A 15,794-nucleotide genomic window follows, 5' to 3' on the forward strand; every position below is an offset into this window, starting at 1 on the left:
TTCCGGCGCCGGCAGGCCCCACGAATGCCAGAAAGGAGGTTCTCCACGTGAGTTCCACCAACAAAAAGCGCGGCCCCAATCCGTACGGCGACATGTACATGATCCTCGCCGTCGTGGGCGTGCTCATGGCCGTCACCGGGGCGATGTGGGTCGGCGCCATGGCCACCCGCGCCGAGACCGACCTCAAGCCACCGCCACCACCCGTCATCCTGCTCGGACTGGTGCTGGACAAGTACACCTGGCCGGGAACCGGCGCCACCGTCATCGCCGTCGCGCTGTGCGTGGTCATGGCCGCGGCGGCCGGCGGCGCGACCTACCTCGTGATCGTCTACCAACGCGGCCTGCTCGACATCGATCGGGCGATTCCCTACCTGGCCAAGCCCCGTGATCTCCGGGCCTCCACCACCAAGGGCGTGCGGGCGAAGGCGGACGAGTTCGGTCTGGATCCGACCGAAGTGCCCGGACTGTACATCGGCAAGACCGTGCGCCACGGCGTCGACGTGTGGGGCTCGTGGGAGGACATGCACGTCGACATCTGGGGGCCGCGTACCGGAAAGACGACCTCGAGGGCGATTCCCAACATCGTCGCGGCGCCCGGTGCGGTGGTCGTCACCTCCAACAAGCGTGACATCGTCGACGCGACCCGCGGCTCGCGGGCCCGGCGCGGCAAGGTGTGGGTGTTCGACCCGCAGAACCAGGCCGGCGCCAAACCCACGTGGTACTGGGATCCGCTGTCCTACGTGGGCAGCAGCATCACGCTGGCGGTCAAGATGGCGGGCCGGTTCTCGTCCATCAACCGACCCGCCCACTCGCGCAGCGACGCGTACTTCGAACCGGCGGCGGAAGACCTGATCGCGCATCTGTTGCTGGCCGCGTCCATCAGCGGGAAGCCCATCTCGCAGATCTTCACCTGGCTCACCCGCCCCACCGACGACACCCCCGAGCGCATTCTGCGCGAGCACGGCCACATCCCCTCGGCGGACGCGGTGGACTCGGTGATCACCGCGCCGGATCGGCAACGGGCCGGTGTCTACGGCACGGCCGCGCAGATCGTCTCCTTCCTCGTCGCGCCGACGGTGACCGCGTGGATCGAACCGGGGAACGACCCGAACCGTCCGGCCTTCGACTACAAGGCGTTCGTCCGCGGTGGCGACACGCTCTACATGCTGTCCGAAGAGACGAACAAGATGGCCGCGCCCCTGGTGACGGCCTTCACCGCGGCGATCGCCGAGGAGGCCGAGAACACCGGACGGGACTGTCCGGGCGGCCGGTTGCCGATCCCGATGCTCTTCGTGCTGGACGAGGCGGCGAACGTCTGCCCGTGGAAGGCACTGCCGGACAAGTACTCGCACTTCGGTTCACGCGGCATCGTGATGATGACCATGCTCCAGTCCTGGGCCCAGGGGGCTGCGGCATGGGGTGACGGAGGGATGGCGAAACTGTGGGGCGCGGCCAACGTGCGCGTCTACGGAGGCGGCGTCCTGGACACCAAATTCCTCGGCGACCTCTCCGCCGCCTCCGGCATCTTCGAGCCGGGCACCACCAGTTACACCCGCAAGTCGACCGACTTCTTCGAGAGCAACGTGAACAAGGCGTCGCGCACCGAGGCCGTGCTCGACGTGGCGGACCTGACGTCGATGCCGCGCGGTCGTGCCTTCGTGCAATTCAGCGGGACGAAACCGGCGCTGATCCGCACGATTCCCTGGTGGGAAACCGAGTACGCCGAGGAGATTCGGCAGTCGATCGCCGCGTACGACCCGAGCGCCCAGGCGCCGATGGCACTCAAGAAGGTCTCATGAGCGATCCTCGCGAACACGAACCGCTCGTCCACCGGGGCGATGTGGGCGAACCGGCGCCGACCGCGCCCGCGCCCCGGACCGAGCCGGCTCCCGAGCCGGAGCCGGAGAAGCTGTTCTTCCCGTCGGTGGACGTGTTCGTCGCCGAGTACCTGGCACCGTTGTTGCGGCGTCGGCTCAACCGGTCGTTGGCCGTGTGGTGCCCGAGTTGGTGGGCTCACCCGGAGGCCGTCGCCCGGTTGACCAGCCTGTGGCGGGCCTTCGAATACCTGCGCCGGGACCCGGCTCTGGGCGTTTCGATCTGGTGGACCCACCATGCCGACCCGCACCTGCGCGCCCTGATGGATCCCGACGTCGGCCCGTTCGCGGTATGCGACCCCAGGGACGGTCACTCGAGCAGCCCGTTGCCACCACTGCCGCTGACGCCCGTTCCGCCGGGGCTGCTGGATCACCCCGGATTCCGGGTCGAGGAATCGATCTTCGAGAACATGCGGGAGAACGCGGCCGACGCCGGCGAGCGGGAACGGCCGACCGGTTATCCCAAGGACAAGGTTTTGAACAAGAACATGGGTTTCTGATCCAGGAGGAGAGGCGGCGGCCATGGCCGACGAAACCGGTGTCGACGACATCGCGGGAGCGTTCTACAAGCTCATCGGGGAGACGATGCAAAGGGCGGAGCAGACGCTCGACGTGATCGGTGCCCAGGTGCAGCTCGGCGATTTCCTGCCGGGACTTGATATCGCCGCCAAGGTGGCCAAGGGAGTGGCGACCGGACGGTAGTCGGTGAGTCGGTAGGTCGGCGTCTAGGCACAGGGGCGGGGAAAGGCGATGCGGAAAAAGAAATCGTGGCTCGGGCTGCTGCTGCTCGTGCCTTTCGGCGGGTTCCTGATCTTCGTCGTCGCGATGACGGCTCTCATCGCCGCCACCAATCCGCTCAACCTGCTGAAGAATGGACTGACCAACGTCGCCTTCAACGTGAACGCCGTTCCCGCCCAATACAGGTCGTTCGTGGCGGAGACCGGAAAACTGTGCCCCGAGGTGACCCCCACGGTCGTCGCCGCGCAGATCCATCAGGAGAGCGGCTGGAGACCGGACGCCGGGAGTCCGAAGGGCGCGTACGGTCTGAGTCAGTTCATACCAAGTACGTGGAAGACGTTTGGCGGAGGAGCCCCGCAGTCCGATCCGAGAGCCAACATCCTGGCTCAGGAGCGCTACGACTGCCATCTCGCCGGCGAGGTCCGGAAGATGCAGGCGGGCAAGTACGGCACGTGCGTGATGGAGATGCACGGGAAGGTCTACACCAAGCCCGGGCCGAAGGCCGGTGAGATGCGCGGCGAGGTCTTCGACCTGATGCTCGCGTCGTACAACGCGGGCCCTGGTGCGGTCTGTTACTACCGGGGTATTCCGCCGTGGGAGGAAACCCAGGGATACGTCCCCGGGATCAAGAACCTCATGAGCACGTATTCGGCGCCACAGGCCGTGAGCGCCGTCTACACGGGCAACGACAAGACTCTCGGCGGACGTGCCGTCAACCTCGCCAGAGGATCCATCGGCAAGTATCCGTACTCCTGGGGCGGCGGGACCTTCACCGGACCGAGCGAGGGCTTCGCCCAAGGCGCCGGAATCGTGGGCTTCGACTGCTCCGGCTTCGTGCGCTATCTCTTCCACCAGGCCTCCGGCGGAGCGTTGAAGCTGCCGCGCACCGCGGGCGAACAGGCCCGCGTGGGCCAACGGATCCTCTCCTCGGCCGGCCCGCCGAGCAAGGCCGAGGAGGCCAAGATGCAGCCGGGCGATGTCATCTTCTTCACCAGCCCGGGCGGCTCCATCGGAACCGGAGCCACCCACCACACCGCTCTGTACGTCGGAAACGGGATGACCATCAATGCGCTCAAGACCGGCACCGTCATCAGGGAGGACCCCTTCTCCCAGTTTTCCCGGCGGGACGTGTGGACGGTCCAGCGCTATGCCGTCCACACGACCGCTCAGGCCTGAGATGCGCGGCCCCCTCGCGATGCTCGCGTCGCTGACGATCGCCGCCACACTCGCCGGATGCGGCCTGGGCGACGGTGGGGGCCGGGAGAACGCTCGACCCACGGGACAGCCGGCCCCCACCCGAGGACCCGTCACGACGGCCGAGGCGACCCCGACCTACCCGCAACCCTCGACTCCCAGCTCGCCGTTGCCGGCACTGGTCGGGCGGACGGGCACGCCGGCCGCCTCGCTGCCGGCGCCCGACCAGGTCGACGGGCGCAACGCGACCGCCGTCGCCCGCGCCGTGGTGACGACGATGTGGACGGTGGACACCGCCATCGACGCGACCCGGTGGGACGCCGCCCAGCGCGCCGCGCCGTTCCTGACGCCGCGGTACGCGGAGAATCTGCGGATGAGTCCGCAGGTCGCCGCGCCGGGAGAAACCTGGTCGACCTGGGCCGAGCACAAATCCGTCACCGCCGTGGTCGCCGCACCCGCCGACGACCTGGGCAAGCCGGAGGACTCGGAGACCTCGGCCTTCCACGCGTTCAGCCTGACCGTCACGCCCACGGGTCGGGACGGCTGGCGCGGACCGGCCGTGACCACCACCGTGTTCGTCTCCTTGGAGCGCGCATCGGCCGCTCAGCCGTGGCGGGTGTCCTCGGTCCGGGCCATCGACTGAAACCGGGTGGAATGCCCGCCCGCGGTGCGCCCGTGCACAGCGGTCGCGCGTCGTCGGTATCGGCTTGCCCAGTCGAGGCCCGCGAAGGTTGTCGGCCCGAAATCGACCGCCTAGCGTCGGCAGGGAATTCGACGGCGCTCCGGCGCCGATCTCGGACATCAAGCACAGCGCAGGAGTACACCTTGGCCTCTCGGCGTTTCCTGAGACGCCGCCGGGCGCTGTCGACGCTCGCCTCGATGCTTGTGACCCTCGGCGCGGCAACCGGCTGCACGGCGATGGGCGGTGGGCAATCCCCGGCCGGGGAGCGCAATCCCCTGGCGGCGCCGCCGGTCGCCGCCTCCGCGCTGTCGGTGCCGCCGACCTTCGACGGCAAGCGGGGTTGGCGCAACGAGGTGACCAACCGCGCCTACGCGCTCGCGCCGCGCGCGGGCTTCCTGCTCGATGTGTACGCCGGAAGCGACGAGTTCGGGGCACAGCCGGAGTCCTCGGCGAGCGGCGCGCCCGGCGGCGCCGAGAACGCGCCGGCCCCGGTGTCCGCGGCGGACCCCACGGCCGCGAAGCAGAAGCCGAACGGAACAGTCCTGATCGCCCGCGGCGCGGACAAGGGCGCCGTGGTCTGGTCGTCCGCCCCGCTGCGGAAGTTGTCGATCGAACGGGCTCCGCAGCTGCGGGTGATCAACACCGCCCAAGGCGAGTTCGCGGTCCTGGTGCGCTTCGGCGTGGTTCCCGGAAGCGGCCTCGTCCGCTCTCGGCGGCTCACCGTGGTGGACACGTTCCCGGTCGCCTCCTCGGGCAACACCGTGCCGCCGACGCAACATCTGGAGCGCGAGACCCCCGGCGAATTCGGCGGTTCGGGCATCTCGATCGACGACGGCGGGGTGCTCTTCCTGGGTGATCGGGTGGAAGACACCGCGGAGGACTACATCGAGGTCGGACCGGCGACGTTGTGGAATCCGACGACCGGTGCGAGCAGCACCGTGCCGGCGGGAGAGTCCCGGCGGTCGGAGGTGTGCGAGCAGGACGCCGTCGACGGTTGCACCGTGCGGGACGTGCCCGTCTCCACCATCGCGGCCGGGGTGCTGACCGCCGAGACACCGGCCCGCCCCTGGGGCCGATTCGCGCTCGTCGGCGGTTGGAGCAGTTCCCGGATCGGTCCCGACGGGCGCACCCGCGGCACGCTGTTGGGCACCCTGCCGGGGGCGATGCTCGTCGCCTGGGCCGGTCCGGACGGCCAACCCACGCTGTACGCCGTGCACGATCCCGCGTCGGGCGCGGTCCAGTTCTCCGGACGATGTCCCGCCCCCGGCGGTGGGGACTTCGACCCGCAGGGGCTGCGTTCGCTCTTCGACGCCTCTCCCGGCGGGCGCTACGTCGTGGCGGGTTCGTTGGCGCTCGACCTGTCCGCACGCACCCTGGCCTGCCTGGCCGGCGACCACGACCATCGTGGCGTCGAACTCGGCGCGGTGGGTGACGACGGCGTCGCCTTCGGCTCGTTGCTCGCCGACGGCCGGGTCCCTCGGGAAGGTGAGGAGGAGACGGCCGCCAGGGAGCCCGCCCTCGTGCGTGTGGCCACGCGCAGGATCGATCCGCTTCCTGCGGGAACCGCGATCCCGGACCGGCTCACCGCCTCGGGCGCGGGGTTGTTCACGCTGTCCGTCCCAAGCGAGGAGGACACCACCGCGGCGGCGGAGATCGCGATGTATCCGGCCGCACCGGGTTCGCCCGCGAGCGCCGCGCCATCGAGGTGAACCCCTTCCCCATCCACCGCGCCCGTGGCCGGTTGTCCCACCGGGGACCGGTCGGCACGTCTTTCGCAACATCCGAAGAACGCGTCGACGTTCACGCCGGCCGGCTTCGGCCGCGTACTCGCCACCCAAGGATCGTGGACCGGTCCGTGTTCCAGGGAGAAGCCCCATGTCCCAGCGCTCCGCGCCCGACTCGCCGGCCCCGTCGTCGGCCGAGGAACCCGATCCCGAGCGGCGCTCCGGCGCGCCGCACGGAAGCCGGCTGTCCCGCATACCCGGCCTGTCCCGCCTGCGCCTGAACCGCAACCGTCCGACCGCGATCGTCGCGATCGGCGCGGCCGTCTCCGTCGTCGCCGCCTCGGTGGTCGTCGGCATCGGCGCGGCGGGGGCCGACTCCGACCTCTCGGACGTCGGCGCATGGCTGCCCAGCGGCGGAAAGAATCTGGTCGTCCACGTCAACGGCCTGACCGGGCGCGTGGATGCCCGGATCACCCTGCCGGGCGGCCAGGACCCCACCACCTTGCAGGTGAGCACGGACGGCAAGACCGTCCTGGTCCTCAATCAGCGGACCGGGCAGCTCAACCAGATCGACCCCCGCCAACTCACCGTTGCCCAGAGCTCACCCGACGGAACTCCCAACCAGGACATCGCCACCGGCGGCGGGAACGCGTGGCGCATCACCCCCGGCAAGGGGGAGGTGCAGCGCATCGACCCGCGACCCACCACCGACGCGGCCAACGCACTCGGCTCGTTCGCCACGATCGGTCCACCGATCGTGTTCCAGGACGCCCAGGGGGCGCCGATCCCGCTGGGTCGGACCCAGGCGGACTCCGACGGCACGCTGTGGGTGCCGCTGTCGGCCACCGGCGAGGTGGTACCGGTGCGCGGCTCCGACCGGGGGGCGCCGATCAAGGTCGCCGAGCCCGGGCATCAGCTCTTGTTGACCCTGGTCAAGGCCGCGCCTCCGTCGAACGAGGGCGGGCAGAAGTCCGGCGCGGACCGGGTGTTGGTCACCGACGTGAGCGCCGGCAAGGCCATGACACTGTCCCAGACCGCCGTCGCGAGCACCTTCAAGCTGCCGACGGACGCGACCAAGGGCGCACCGGACAAATTCCTGGTGCCGGGTGTCAACGAGGGGGCGATCGTGCCCTTCCTGGCTTCGGACACCGGTTCGTTGATCCTCGTGGACATCAACAGCGGCTCCGTCCAGGCGACGCCGATCCAGACCGGGAAGCACACCTACGGAAGCCCGTCGGTACTGGGCGCGAAGGTCTACGTGCCGGACCACGACACGGGCGCGCTGCTCGTCTACAACACGGTCCAGGCCAAATTCGAGGAGCCGATCAAGGTCACCGGCGTCAAGGGGAAGCTGGAGACGTACGTCAACAACGGCCTCCTCTGGGTCAACGACCAGAACAACGCGGAGGCGGCCGTCGTCGACGTGCAGGGTCGCATCCACCGGATCGGCAAGGACGGCGAACCGGGTGCGGACGGGGTGCCGGGCGACCAGTCGACCCCGACCCCGAGCAAGGCACCGGGAACCGGTGCGACCACTGCCCCACCGACCACCGCTCCGCCCACGCAACCGCCGTCCGAGGACCAGCAGTTGCCGGGCGGCGGCGAGGCGCCCCCGCAGGACGTGCCGGACGACGATCCGGTCCCGCCGTTCCCGGGTGACGACGCGCCGAAGCCCGTCCCCCGACCGTCGGCGACCGGCGACCCGCAGGCACCCGTGCCGCTGCCCACGGACACCGCGCCGAACGATCCGATCGAGGTGCCCAAGCCGCCGTCCTCGCGGCCGACCACGCCGGGCACGGGCACGCCCACCGCGTCGGCGACCGGGAGCGCGCCGGCCACGAGCGGGCCGACCGGTACCGCGAGCCCGACCGACACCGGCAAACCCCCCGTCAGCACGACGCCGTCCACACCGGCGTCCACACCGCCGTCCACCACCCCGCCCGAGATGAAGGCCCCGGGCACGCCCAAGGCCACGTCGAGCCAGGGCAAGATCACGCTGACCTTCACGCCCTCGGACGGCGCCAAGCCCACCCGCTACACGCTGGGCAATGTGACGGCCGGACTCTCCGTCACCCCCGATTCGATCGGTCCCGGTGGCACCATGAAGTTCACCGTCTCCGGTGGTGAGTGCGGCAAGGAGTACAAGTTCTACGTCAGCGCCGAATACGCCGGCCGAAAGACGATGAACTCGGGTTGGTCCCAGCCCATCCAACCGTGCGTCAAGCCGCCGCAGCCGGCCGGCGTCTCGGTCGCCCTGGCGACCGGGGGCCACGGGGCGACGTTGAAGTGGACCGTGCCCAAGGGCACCGATGCCAAGACGACCTATCAGGTCAAGGTAGGCACCCGGGCTCCGGTGACGGTCTCCACGACCACGTATGTCGTCAAGGACCTCAAGAACAGCAACAAATATCCGGTCACCATCACCGCGAAGAACGCCGCCGGCAGCGGCTCCGCCACCACCACGATCAACCTGACCCCGCCGCCGCGCACGTACAAGGTCGGCCCCAACCGCAGCAACTCGATCGGCATCGGCATCCACGCCGGTCCGCGGATCGACGCCGCCACCCGCAGGGGTGAGATCGGCGCCAACTACACCGGCAACATCACCGTGCAGTGCCAGGTGAAGGGCGAGAACGTGACTCGCACCGCCACCAACGTGCGCAGCGCCATCTGGGACCGGGTCGTCTACACCGGCCCGGGCAAGGACGCCACGGGTTACGTCAGCGACCTGTACATCCGAACCCCCCGGGCCGACCAGGGCACGTTCTCGCCTCCGCTCTGGGAGTGCGAGTAGTCCCGCGGCTTCACCCATCGTGTGTTCACTCGCGGGTGGCGGGCCTCATCCTCCCGCCACCCGCCGTTCCACCCGTCTGGAGCACCGTGACCCAGCAGCTCGCCACCTCGGTGAACGGCAACCCGCCGGCCGAGGCCACCCGCTTCCACACCGGCGACGCCCTGCGGTTGTTCCGCGAGTGCTTCCGCGCGCTCGGGGACAACATCGAACGGGTCGTCGTCGGCAAGCGCGATGTCGTGGACCTCGCACTGACCGCCCTGTTCGCCGAGGGCCACCTGCTCGTGGAGGACGTGCCCGGCACCGGGAAGACCACCCTGGCCCGGGCCATTTCCGCCTCCATCGACGCGTCGTGGCATCGCATCCAGTTCACCCCGGACCTGTTGCCGTCCGACATCACCGGTGTGTCGATGTTCCGCCAGACGACGAACACCTTCGAATTCCTGCCCGGTCCGGTCTTCGCCCACGTGGTGATCGGCGACGAGATCAACCGTGCCTCGCCCAAGACCCAGTCGGCGATGCTCGAAGTGATGGAGGAGGGCCGGATCACCGTCGACGGGATCACCCACGAGGTCCCGCGTCCGTTCATCGTCATCGCGACGCAGAACCCGGTGGACATGTCCGGGACCTACCCGTTGCCCGAGGCACAGTTGGACCGCTTCCTGATGCGCGTCACGCTCGGCTATCCCGACCTCGCCTCCGAGGTCGCGGTCGCCTCGGGCGCGGGCGGCGGGGCGACGGTCGAGGGTCTTCCGGTGATCGCCACGGCGCGCCACATCGAGGAGTTCGTCCAGGTCGCCCGCCACCACGTGAGCGCGGCCGGGCCGGTCGTCGACTACGCCGTGCGCCTTGCCCGCGCCACCCGCGAGAGCGCGCACACCAGGCTGGGCGCCGGCCCGCGCGGCAGTGTCGCCCTGGTCCGGGCGGCGCGCGTCCGCGCGGCCTCGCAGGAGCGCGGCCACATCCTGCCCGAGGACGTCAAGGTGCTGGCCCGCCCGATCCTGACGCACCGTCTGCTCCTCGCCCCGGACGCCGAACTCGGCGGTGTCACGGCCGCCGACGTGCTCGACGAGATCCTGGATCGGGTGCCGGCCCCGCAGCCGACCGCCACGAAGGGCCACGCTTGATGCTCTCCACCGGCGGTCGCGGAATGCTCGCGGTGGGTGCGGCCCTGTGTGGAGTGGGCTGGGGACTGGGATACGGCGAGGCCCGGGTGCTCGGGATCGCCGCGCTGGCCGCCGTGGCGCTCGCCCTGGCCTGGACGGCGCCTCGGCCCTCGGTCCGGGCCCGGCGTACGGTCGTACCCGTCAAGGTCGCGCGCGGCGATGCCGCGCACGCGGTCGTGGTGCTCGTCAACACCGGGACCCGGCCACTGCGCGGCCTGCGTGCCCAGGACCACGTCGCCGGCGAGGCGGTCTATCCGGCCACGCTGCCGGTGGTGCCCCCGGGGGCGGAGGTCAGTGCCCGCTACCCGTTGCCCACCCACGTTCGCGGGCCGGTCGCGGTCGGTCCCATGTCGTTGGTGCGCAGCGACCCGTTCGGCCTGAGCCGGCGAACCCGCGAACACGGCTCGGTCGAGACCCTGTTGGTCCGCCCGCGCACCGTCCCGTTGCCGGTGCTGCCCGCCGGCCGCACCCACCATCTGGAAGGGCCCACTTCGGACACGGCCGAGGACGGGACGCTGACCTTCCACTCGCTGCGCGAGTACACCCTCGGCGACGATCTGCGGCGCGTGCACTGGCGCTCCACCGCGCGTACCGGGGTGATGATGGTCCGGCGGATGATCGACGTGAGCCTGCCCTCGACCACGATCGTGCTGGACACCGCGCCCGGCTCGTACACCGGCAGGCCGCCGTGGTCGACGGCGACCGAGACGTTCGAGACGGCGGTCGAGGTGGCCGCGTCGGTGGCCGCCGCCGTGGCCGGGAAGAACTTCCCTTTGCGCGTGTTCACCGGCGCCGGGCCACTGACCAACGAGCGTGATCGCGAACCCGGTTCGGGCCGGCTGCTCGATCTGTTCGCGGTGGTCGAGGCCGACGCGTCGCACTCGTTGCGGGACACGTTCGACATCCTGGAGCGAGGTCGCGACAGTGACACGCTCGTGGTGGTCACCGGCGTCGAGTCGGCCTCCGCGCTGGAGGCGCTGGGACGGGTCACCCGCCGCTTCGACCGGGTGATCCTGGTTCGGGTCGCCGCACCCGGTGGCCCGCCGCCGCCCGCCCTGCCCTTGCCCACGCAGGTGACCAGGCTGCTGGTCACCGACCTGGAGGAACTGGCCCGCGCGTGGCACCGCGAGGCGATGCGATGAGCGGCCCCGGCATTCACCGTCGCGGGTGGTCGTTGGTCGCCACCACCCTGGCCGCACTGTGCGTGGGCCTGGCATTCCGGCGGGTCTTCGAAACCCGCGAGGTGTTGCTCGTCACGGGCCTGTCCGCGATCGTGCCCACCCTCGTGGTGACCGCCTGCTCCGGTGGCCCGAAGCGCTTCGTGACGGATGCGGAACGGGCCCGCGCGACCAGACCGTTGTGGCCCTCGGTGGTCCTGTCCGCGCTGGCCTGGCTGCTCGTCGTGTCCGGGACGCTCTTCCGCGATCGTGCGGTGGGATACGTGGTGCCCACCCCCGGCGGGGTGCGCGACATCGGCGCCGCCGTCGTCAACGCGCCCAAGTCGATCCTGACCACCGTGCTGCCCGCTCCCCCCGACGGCGAACTGCTCGTCCTGGTGTCGGTGTGCGTGTGGGTCGCGGCCTTCGCGTCGGCCGAACTCGCGCTACGCACCGCCACCGTGTCCCTGCCCGCCCTGCCCGCGCTGCTCGCCGTCGTGGTCCCGGTCGTGCTGGGCGTCGGCGGGCCCGGTTCCAATGTCGCGGTGATGGTCGCCCTGATCGGTGCCATCGGATTGTTGCTGCTGATCCGGGCGCCCCAATGGCGACCCGCGATGGGTACGGCGCTGGTCGGTGCGCCGATCGTGGTCGCGCTGGCGTGCGTGGCCGGCCTGCTCGGTCCCGATCTGCCCGGTACGCGTGACCGGCGTCCTCCCGATCTGCGCGACCTGGTCGAGCCGCCGCCTCCGCAACGGTTGACCGGCATCAGTCCGCTGGATCGCATCTCCGCGTGGCTGATGTCCCCCGACCAGCCGATGTTCAGCGTGGACGGTCCCAGCGCGCCAGACCGCTACTGGCGTCTGACGGTGCTCGATCGCTACGACGGGTCGAGCTGGTATCCGGTGCGGGACCTGCGGGCCACCGCCGGCCGGGTGCCGGACTCGCCCGACGGCCGGCCGGCCGTCCTGACCTCGGTGGTCGACCACGTGACCCTGCGCGACCTGGGCGACATCTGGCTGCCCACGAGCGATCGTCCCACCGGGGTGGACGCACCGAATCTGCGGTTGCGGGTCGATCCCGACAGCGGCGTGATCGCGAGTGGTTCGGGCCTGCGCTCGGGCACGCGGTATCGGATCGACGCGCGCCTTCCCGCGCTGGATCCGGACCGCCTGCAGTACCTGCCGGCGGCACACGATCCGGCGAACACGGTCCTGCCCGAAAGTGACGCGGTGGGACGACCGATCCCGGCCCTGGAGGCGCTCCGGGCGAAGGCCGTCCTGGCCACCTCGGGCAGCACGTTTCCGTATCAGCAGGCACTGCGCCTGGCCCAGTGGTTGCGCGCCAACCACCGCTACGACATCTCGGCGGTCCCCGGACACTCGTACCGCAACCTCCAGTTCTTCCTGGAGACCTCCAAGGAGGGCACGTCGGAGCAATTCGCCACCGCCTTCGCGGTGATGGCGCGTACGCTCAACCTGCCCGCCCGAGTGGTCGTCGGCTTCTCGGCCGGGCGCGAGGGCGCGAACGGGGTCCGCGAGGTGCGCAGCGGTGACGTACTCGCATGGCCGGAGGTCGAGTTCGAGGGCGTCGGCTGGGTGCCCTTCTTCCCCACCCCTGGGCAGGCCACGGACACCGGTGCGCGCAAGCAGGCCCCGGAACAGAAGGCGCCCGCGAACAGCACGCCGGCCAAGCCGATCACCCGAGCGGAGAAGGATCGCGAGATCGCCGGTCAGTCCCGGTCCGGGCCCGCGCCCGAGCCGGAGACTCCGCGATCCGCGCACCGGGCGCGCACCCGCTGGGAGTTGTACGCCGCGGCGGGCCTGGGCGTGGGCGTCGTGGGATACCTGGTGTCGGCCTGGCTCGGCCCGGTCCTGGCCCGGCGGCGCCGTCGCCGGGGAGGACCGCGTGAACAGGTCATCGGTGCCTGGCGACAGATCGGCGACGACCTGGTGGGCGCCGGGATGCGCACGAGTGCATCGCTGACGGTCGGCGATATCGCCGAATACGGGGCGACCCGACTGCCGAGCGAGGCGGCCGATCGGCTGCCCGAACTCGCCGCCCTGGTCAACGACATCGCCTATGGCGATCGCACGATCGACCAGGCGGACGCGGATGCCGCGTGGCGGGATCGGGCGATCGTGGCCGGCGCCGTCCGGCGGCTCGACGGGCGACCCCGCGCCCACGTCAGGGCCGGTCACAGGATGCGCCCGAGTTCGGTGGCGCTGGTATTCCGATCGCCCGACAGGGGACGAGAGTGAGCTCAGACGTGACCATCGACCGACGCGGCACCTCGAACTCGGCGGACCCGACCCGGGACGACCCGTCCGGCGGCGGACCCGCGTTGCACGAACCGAGGTGGTGGCCGTACGTCCGCGACATCGCGCCGACACCGCCGGCGGACGCGGACGCGGGGCCGGGGTCGGCGGGGCTCGCGACCGCAGGTGGCGTCACGGCTGCGGAAGCAGAGGCGGAGTTGGCGGGACTCGCGCCCGCGGGTGGCGTCACGACCGGGGAAGTGGACGCGAGCCATACGCAGTTCCTGCCCGCGGTCGAGGCGATCGCCGGCGAGCGGCGGCAGTCGGTGCCCGACGCGGAGAACGCCGCGTCGATCCCGGCCCCTCCCACTCCTCCCGCGCCGGTTCGCAATCCGCCTCCGGCGCGCGAGCCGGAGCCCGAACGCGAGGAGCCCTCGTCACCGGCGGAAGAACCCTCCACGCGCGAGGAGGAGACGACGTACGCGCCGCTGGCGCGGGCAATGGACCCCAAGGCCGAGCAGCACCACCCGATGCCCGCCGCCGGGGCGTCGCCGACCGCCGCGACGGAACCGGCCGCCGCCACCGAACCGGAGGCCGCCACCGAACCGGACGGCGGCACCGGGACGGAATCCCGCGCCCCTGTCGAGGCGCCGGCGAAGCCGGAACCGGCCGAGGAGTTCGGCTGGGACTTCCGCCAGGTCTCGACCGAGTCGGCGGACTGGTTCCCCGCGCCCAAACGCCGTCCGCGCTGGGTCGTGTTCGTGATCGCCGGCCTGGTCGTGATGGTGATCGCCTCGGCCTGCATCCTGGTCCTCGCCGGCCGCGAGGAGCAGCCCGTGGCGCAACCCACCACCGCGGCCCCGGTGCCCGCGACCGTGATGGCACCGGACGCGGCCGCGCCGTACCGCCCCCAGGGGGTCTCGGTGAAGTCGTTCGAGGGACGGCTGTTGGTCTTCTGGAAACCTCCGCAACGTACCGACCTGATCGTCGGGTATCTCGTCGTCGCGCAGAGCCGGGACGGTGCGGTGCAAAAGACCGAGGTGCCGCGGGCCGGCGAATTGACCGCGGTGTTGGCCGGCGCGCCGGTCGGCCCGAACTCGTGCGTGGTGGTCACGACACTCGTCAGCGGTACGCCGAGCATGATGATGTCCCGCTCCGACCCGGTGTGCCCGCGAGCCTCGGCGACCCGATCCGAGCCGCCGGCGACCGCCGATTCCGCCGACCCGAGCGAACCGGGAGCCTCTGGTGAGTGACAACGCCGCCGTCCCCGCCTGGCCCGTCGTCCTGATCACGTTGAGCGCGGACCGAACCCTGGAGATCGACGGGGTGTACGTCCCGGTCGATCCCGGCCGCGACCCCAGGGACGTGGCCCTGGCGGTCGCCGCGGAAACCGCGCGCAGCCTCGGCCGCGCGGTACGGGTACAGGCCGTCGAGCCGGACGGCACGACCTTCCCGCTGATCGTCGACCCGCAGGGCAACGTCGCCCAGGCCGGGGATCCGGTGCCCGCCAAGCCCGCTCGACGCGGCCGGGGCCTGCGCCGCGGACGATCCGACGCATCGCCGAGGCCGGACCGTCCGCACACGGGCTCGCAGCGGCCCGGCGAGGTCCGGGCCCGCCCGGCGCACTCGCCGACATACGAACAACCCGCACACTCGCCGACGTCCGAACAACCGGGACACTCGGCGACGTACGAGCGGCCGGCGCACTCGCCGACGTACGAACAGCCGGGACACTCGCCCGCCTACGAACCGCCGACACCTTCGCCGGCGTCCGAACAACCCGCGCCTTCGCCGACGTCCGAACAACCGGCGGACGAACCGCAGACACCGCCCGATCCGCCGGCCGACGACGAGCGGCCGGCCGCGCCCTCGCCGACGGCCGCGCAGGCGCACGCTCTGGCGGTGATGGCGCGCGCGCTGGAGCGGGGCGAGCCCGACCGGGCACTGATCGTCGCCAAGACCATGGCGAGGGCAGCCTCGCAGTCGGGTGACATCGGCACCGTCGTGGCCACACAGGAAATCTACGCCTACGTCGCCGTGTTGGCCGACCGACTGGAACTGGCGGCCCGGCTCTACGCCGACGCACTCGCCCTGTGCGACTCGCACCCGGTGGATCGAGACGGCTGGCGGGACCGGTTGGCCGAGAACGCCGACCGGTGTCGGGCGCACGCGGATCTCGATCGCGGGGCACGGGCTTGACCGCCCCGCGCCCC

General features: G+C 71.1%; 12 protein-coding genes. All 12 read left to right on the plus strand.

Annotation, left to right across the window (positions count from 1 at the left end):
- Window positions 1-47: 47 nt before the first annotated feature.
- The 12 genes from ACFZBU_RS16425 (at window position 48) to ACFZBU_RS16480 (ending at window position 15,780) form a co-directional block, all read left to right on the plus strand.
- Entirely contained in the window at window positions 48-1,799 is a 1,752-nt protein-coding gene (locus ACFZBU_RS16425) for a type IV secretory system conjugative DNA transfer family protein (RefSeq protein WP_391584242.1), read from the plus strand.
- Window positions 1,796-2,374 carry a DUF4913 domain-containing protein gene (locus ACFZBU_RS16430; RefSeq protein WP_391584243.1) on the plus strand — a complete coding sequence of 193 codons (579 nt, stop codon included), beginning with the start codon at window positions 1,796-1,798 and terminating at the stop codon, window positions 2,372-2,374. The genes ACFZBU_RS16425 and ACFZBU_RS16430 overlap by 4 nt, the downstream gene beginning before the upstream one ends.
- Window positions 2,375-2,396: 22 nt before the next feature.
- On the plus strand, window positions 2,397-2,576 hold the full coding sequence (locus ACFZBU_RS16435) for a hypothetical protein (protein ID WP_391584244.1): 180 nt from the start codon (window positions 2,397-2,399) through the stop codon (window positions 2,574-2,576).
- Window positions 2,577-2,624: 48 nt separating this feature from the next.
- On the plus strand, window positions 2,625-3,788 hold the full coding sequence (locus tag ACFZBU_RS16440) for an NlpC/P60 family protein (RefSeq protein ID WP_391584245.1): 1,164 nt from the start codon (window positions 2,625-2,627) through the stop codon (window positions 3,786-3,788).
- A gap of 1 nt (window position 3,789) precedes the next feature.
- Window positions 3,790-4,449, plus strand: a complete 660-nt coding sequence (locus ACFZBU_RS16445) for a hypothetical protein (RefSeq protein WP_391584246.1) — start codon at window positions 3,790-3,792, stop codon at window positions 4,447-4,449.
- 236 nt (window positions 4,450-4,685) lie between these two features.
- Window positions 4,686-6,197: a hypothetical protein gene (locus ACFZBU_RS16450; protein WP_391584247.1), complete on the plus strand. Its 1,512-nt coding sequence runs from the start codon at window positions 4,686-4,688 to the stop codon at window positions 6,195-6,197.
- Window positions 6,198-6,363: 166 nt separating this feature from the next.
- Window positions 6,364-9,006 carry a fibronectin type III domain-containing protein gene (locus ACFZBU_RS16455; protein WP_391584248.1) on the plus strand — a complete coding sequence of 881 codons (2,643 nt, stop codon included), beginning with the start codon at window positions 6,364-6,366 and terminating at the stop codon, window positions 9,004-9,006.
- Between the two features lie 86 nt (window positions 9,007-9,092).
- Complete coding sequence (locus ACFZBU_RS16460) at window positions 9,093-10,130, plus strand: AAA family ATPase (protein WP_391584249.1); 1,038 nt, start codon at window positions 9,093-9,095, stop codon at window positions 10,128-10,130.
- Window positions 10,130-11,311, plus strand: coding sequence for a DUF58 domain-containing protein (locus ACFZBU_RS16465; RefSeq protein WP_391584359.1), 1,182 nt, complete (start codon window positions 10,130-10,132; stop codon window positions 11,309-11,311). Before ACFZBU_RS16460 ends, ACFZBU_RS16465 begins: the two co-directional genes overlap by 1 nt.
- On the plus strand, window positions 11,308-13,584 hold the full coding sequence (locus ACFZBU_RS16470) for a transglutaminaseTgpA domain-containing protein (protein ID WP_391584250.1): 2,277 nt from the start codon (window positions 11,308-11,310) through the stop codon (window positions 13,582-13,584). The genes ACFZBU_RS16465 and ACFZBU_RS16470 overlap by 4 nt, the downstream gene beginning before the upstream one ends.
- A gap of 8 nt (window positions 13,585-13,592) precedes the next feature.
- Window positions 13,593-14,834 carry a hypothetical protein gene (locus ACFZBU_RS16475; RefSeq protein ID WP_391584251.1) on the plus strand — a complete coding sequence of 414 codons (1,242 nt, stop codon included), beginning with the start codon at window positions 13,593-13,595 and terminating at the stop codon, window positions 14,832-14,834.
- Complete coding sequence (locus tag ACFZBU_RS16480) at window positions 14,827-15,780, plus strand: hypothetical protein (RefSeq protein ID WP_391584252.1); 954 nt, start codon at window positions 14,827-14,829, stop codon at window positions 15,778-15,780. The genes ACFZBU_RS16475 and ACFZBU_RS16480 overlap by 8 nt, the downstream gene beginning before the upstream one ends.
- Window positions 15,781-15,794 lie beyond the last annotated feature (14 nt).

This window comes from Embleya sp. NPDC008237, from assembly GCF_042956465.1.
In the GTDB taxonomy this organism is placed as follows: domain Bacteria; phylum Actinomycetota; class Actinomycetes; order Streptomycetales; family Streptomycetaceae; genus Embleya.

What these genes read in the sequence shown, in the direction of transcription:
- ACFZBU_RS16435 (WP_391584244.1), top strand. Translation starts at nt 2,397, where the DNA reads ATGGCCGACGAAACCGGTGTCGACGACATCGCGGGAGCGTTCTACAAG.
- ACFZBU_RS16440 (WP_391584245.1), top strand. Translation starts at nt 2,625, where the DNA reads ATGCGGAAAAAGAAATCGTGGCTCGGGCTGCTGCTGCTCGTGCCTTTC.
- ACFZBU_RS16430 (WP_391584243.1), top strand. Translation starts at nt 1,796, where the DNA reads ATGAGCGATCCTCGCGAACACGAACCGCTCGTCCACCGGGGCGATGTG.
- ACFZBU_RS16470 (WP_391584250.1), top strand. Translation starts at nt 11,308, where the DNA reads ATGAGCGGCCCCGGCATTCACCGTCGCGGGTGGTCGTTGGTCGCCACC.
- ACFZBU_RS16465 (WP_391584359.1), top strand. Translation starts at nt 10,130, where the DNA reads ATGCTCTCCACCGGCGGTCGCGGAATGCTCGCGGTGGGTGCGGCCCTG.
- ACFZBU_RS16450 (WP_391584247.1), top strand. Translation starts at nt 4,686, where the DNA reads ATGCTTGTGACCCTCGGCGCGGCAACCGGCTGCACGGCGATGGGCGGT.
- ACFZBU_RS16445 (WP_391584246.1), top strand. Translation starts at nt 3,790, where the DNA reads ATGCGCGGCCCCCTCGCGATGCTCGCGTCGCTGACGATCGCCGCCACA.
- ACFZBU_RS16455 (WP_391584248.1), top strand. Translation starts at nt 6,364, where the DNA reads ATGTCCCAGCGCTCCGCGCCCGACTCGCCGGCCCCGTCGTCGGCCGAG.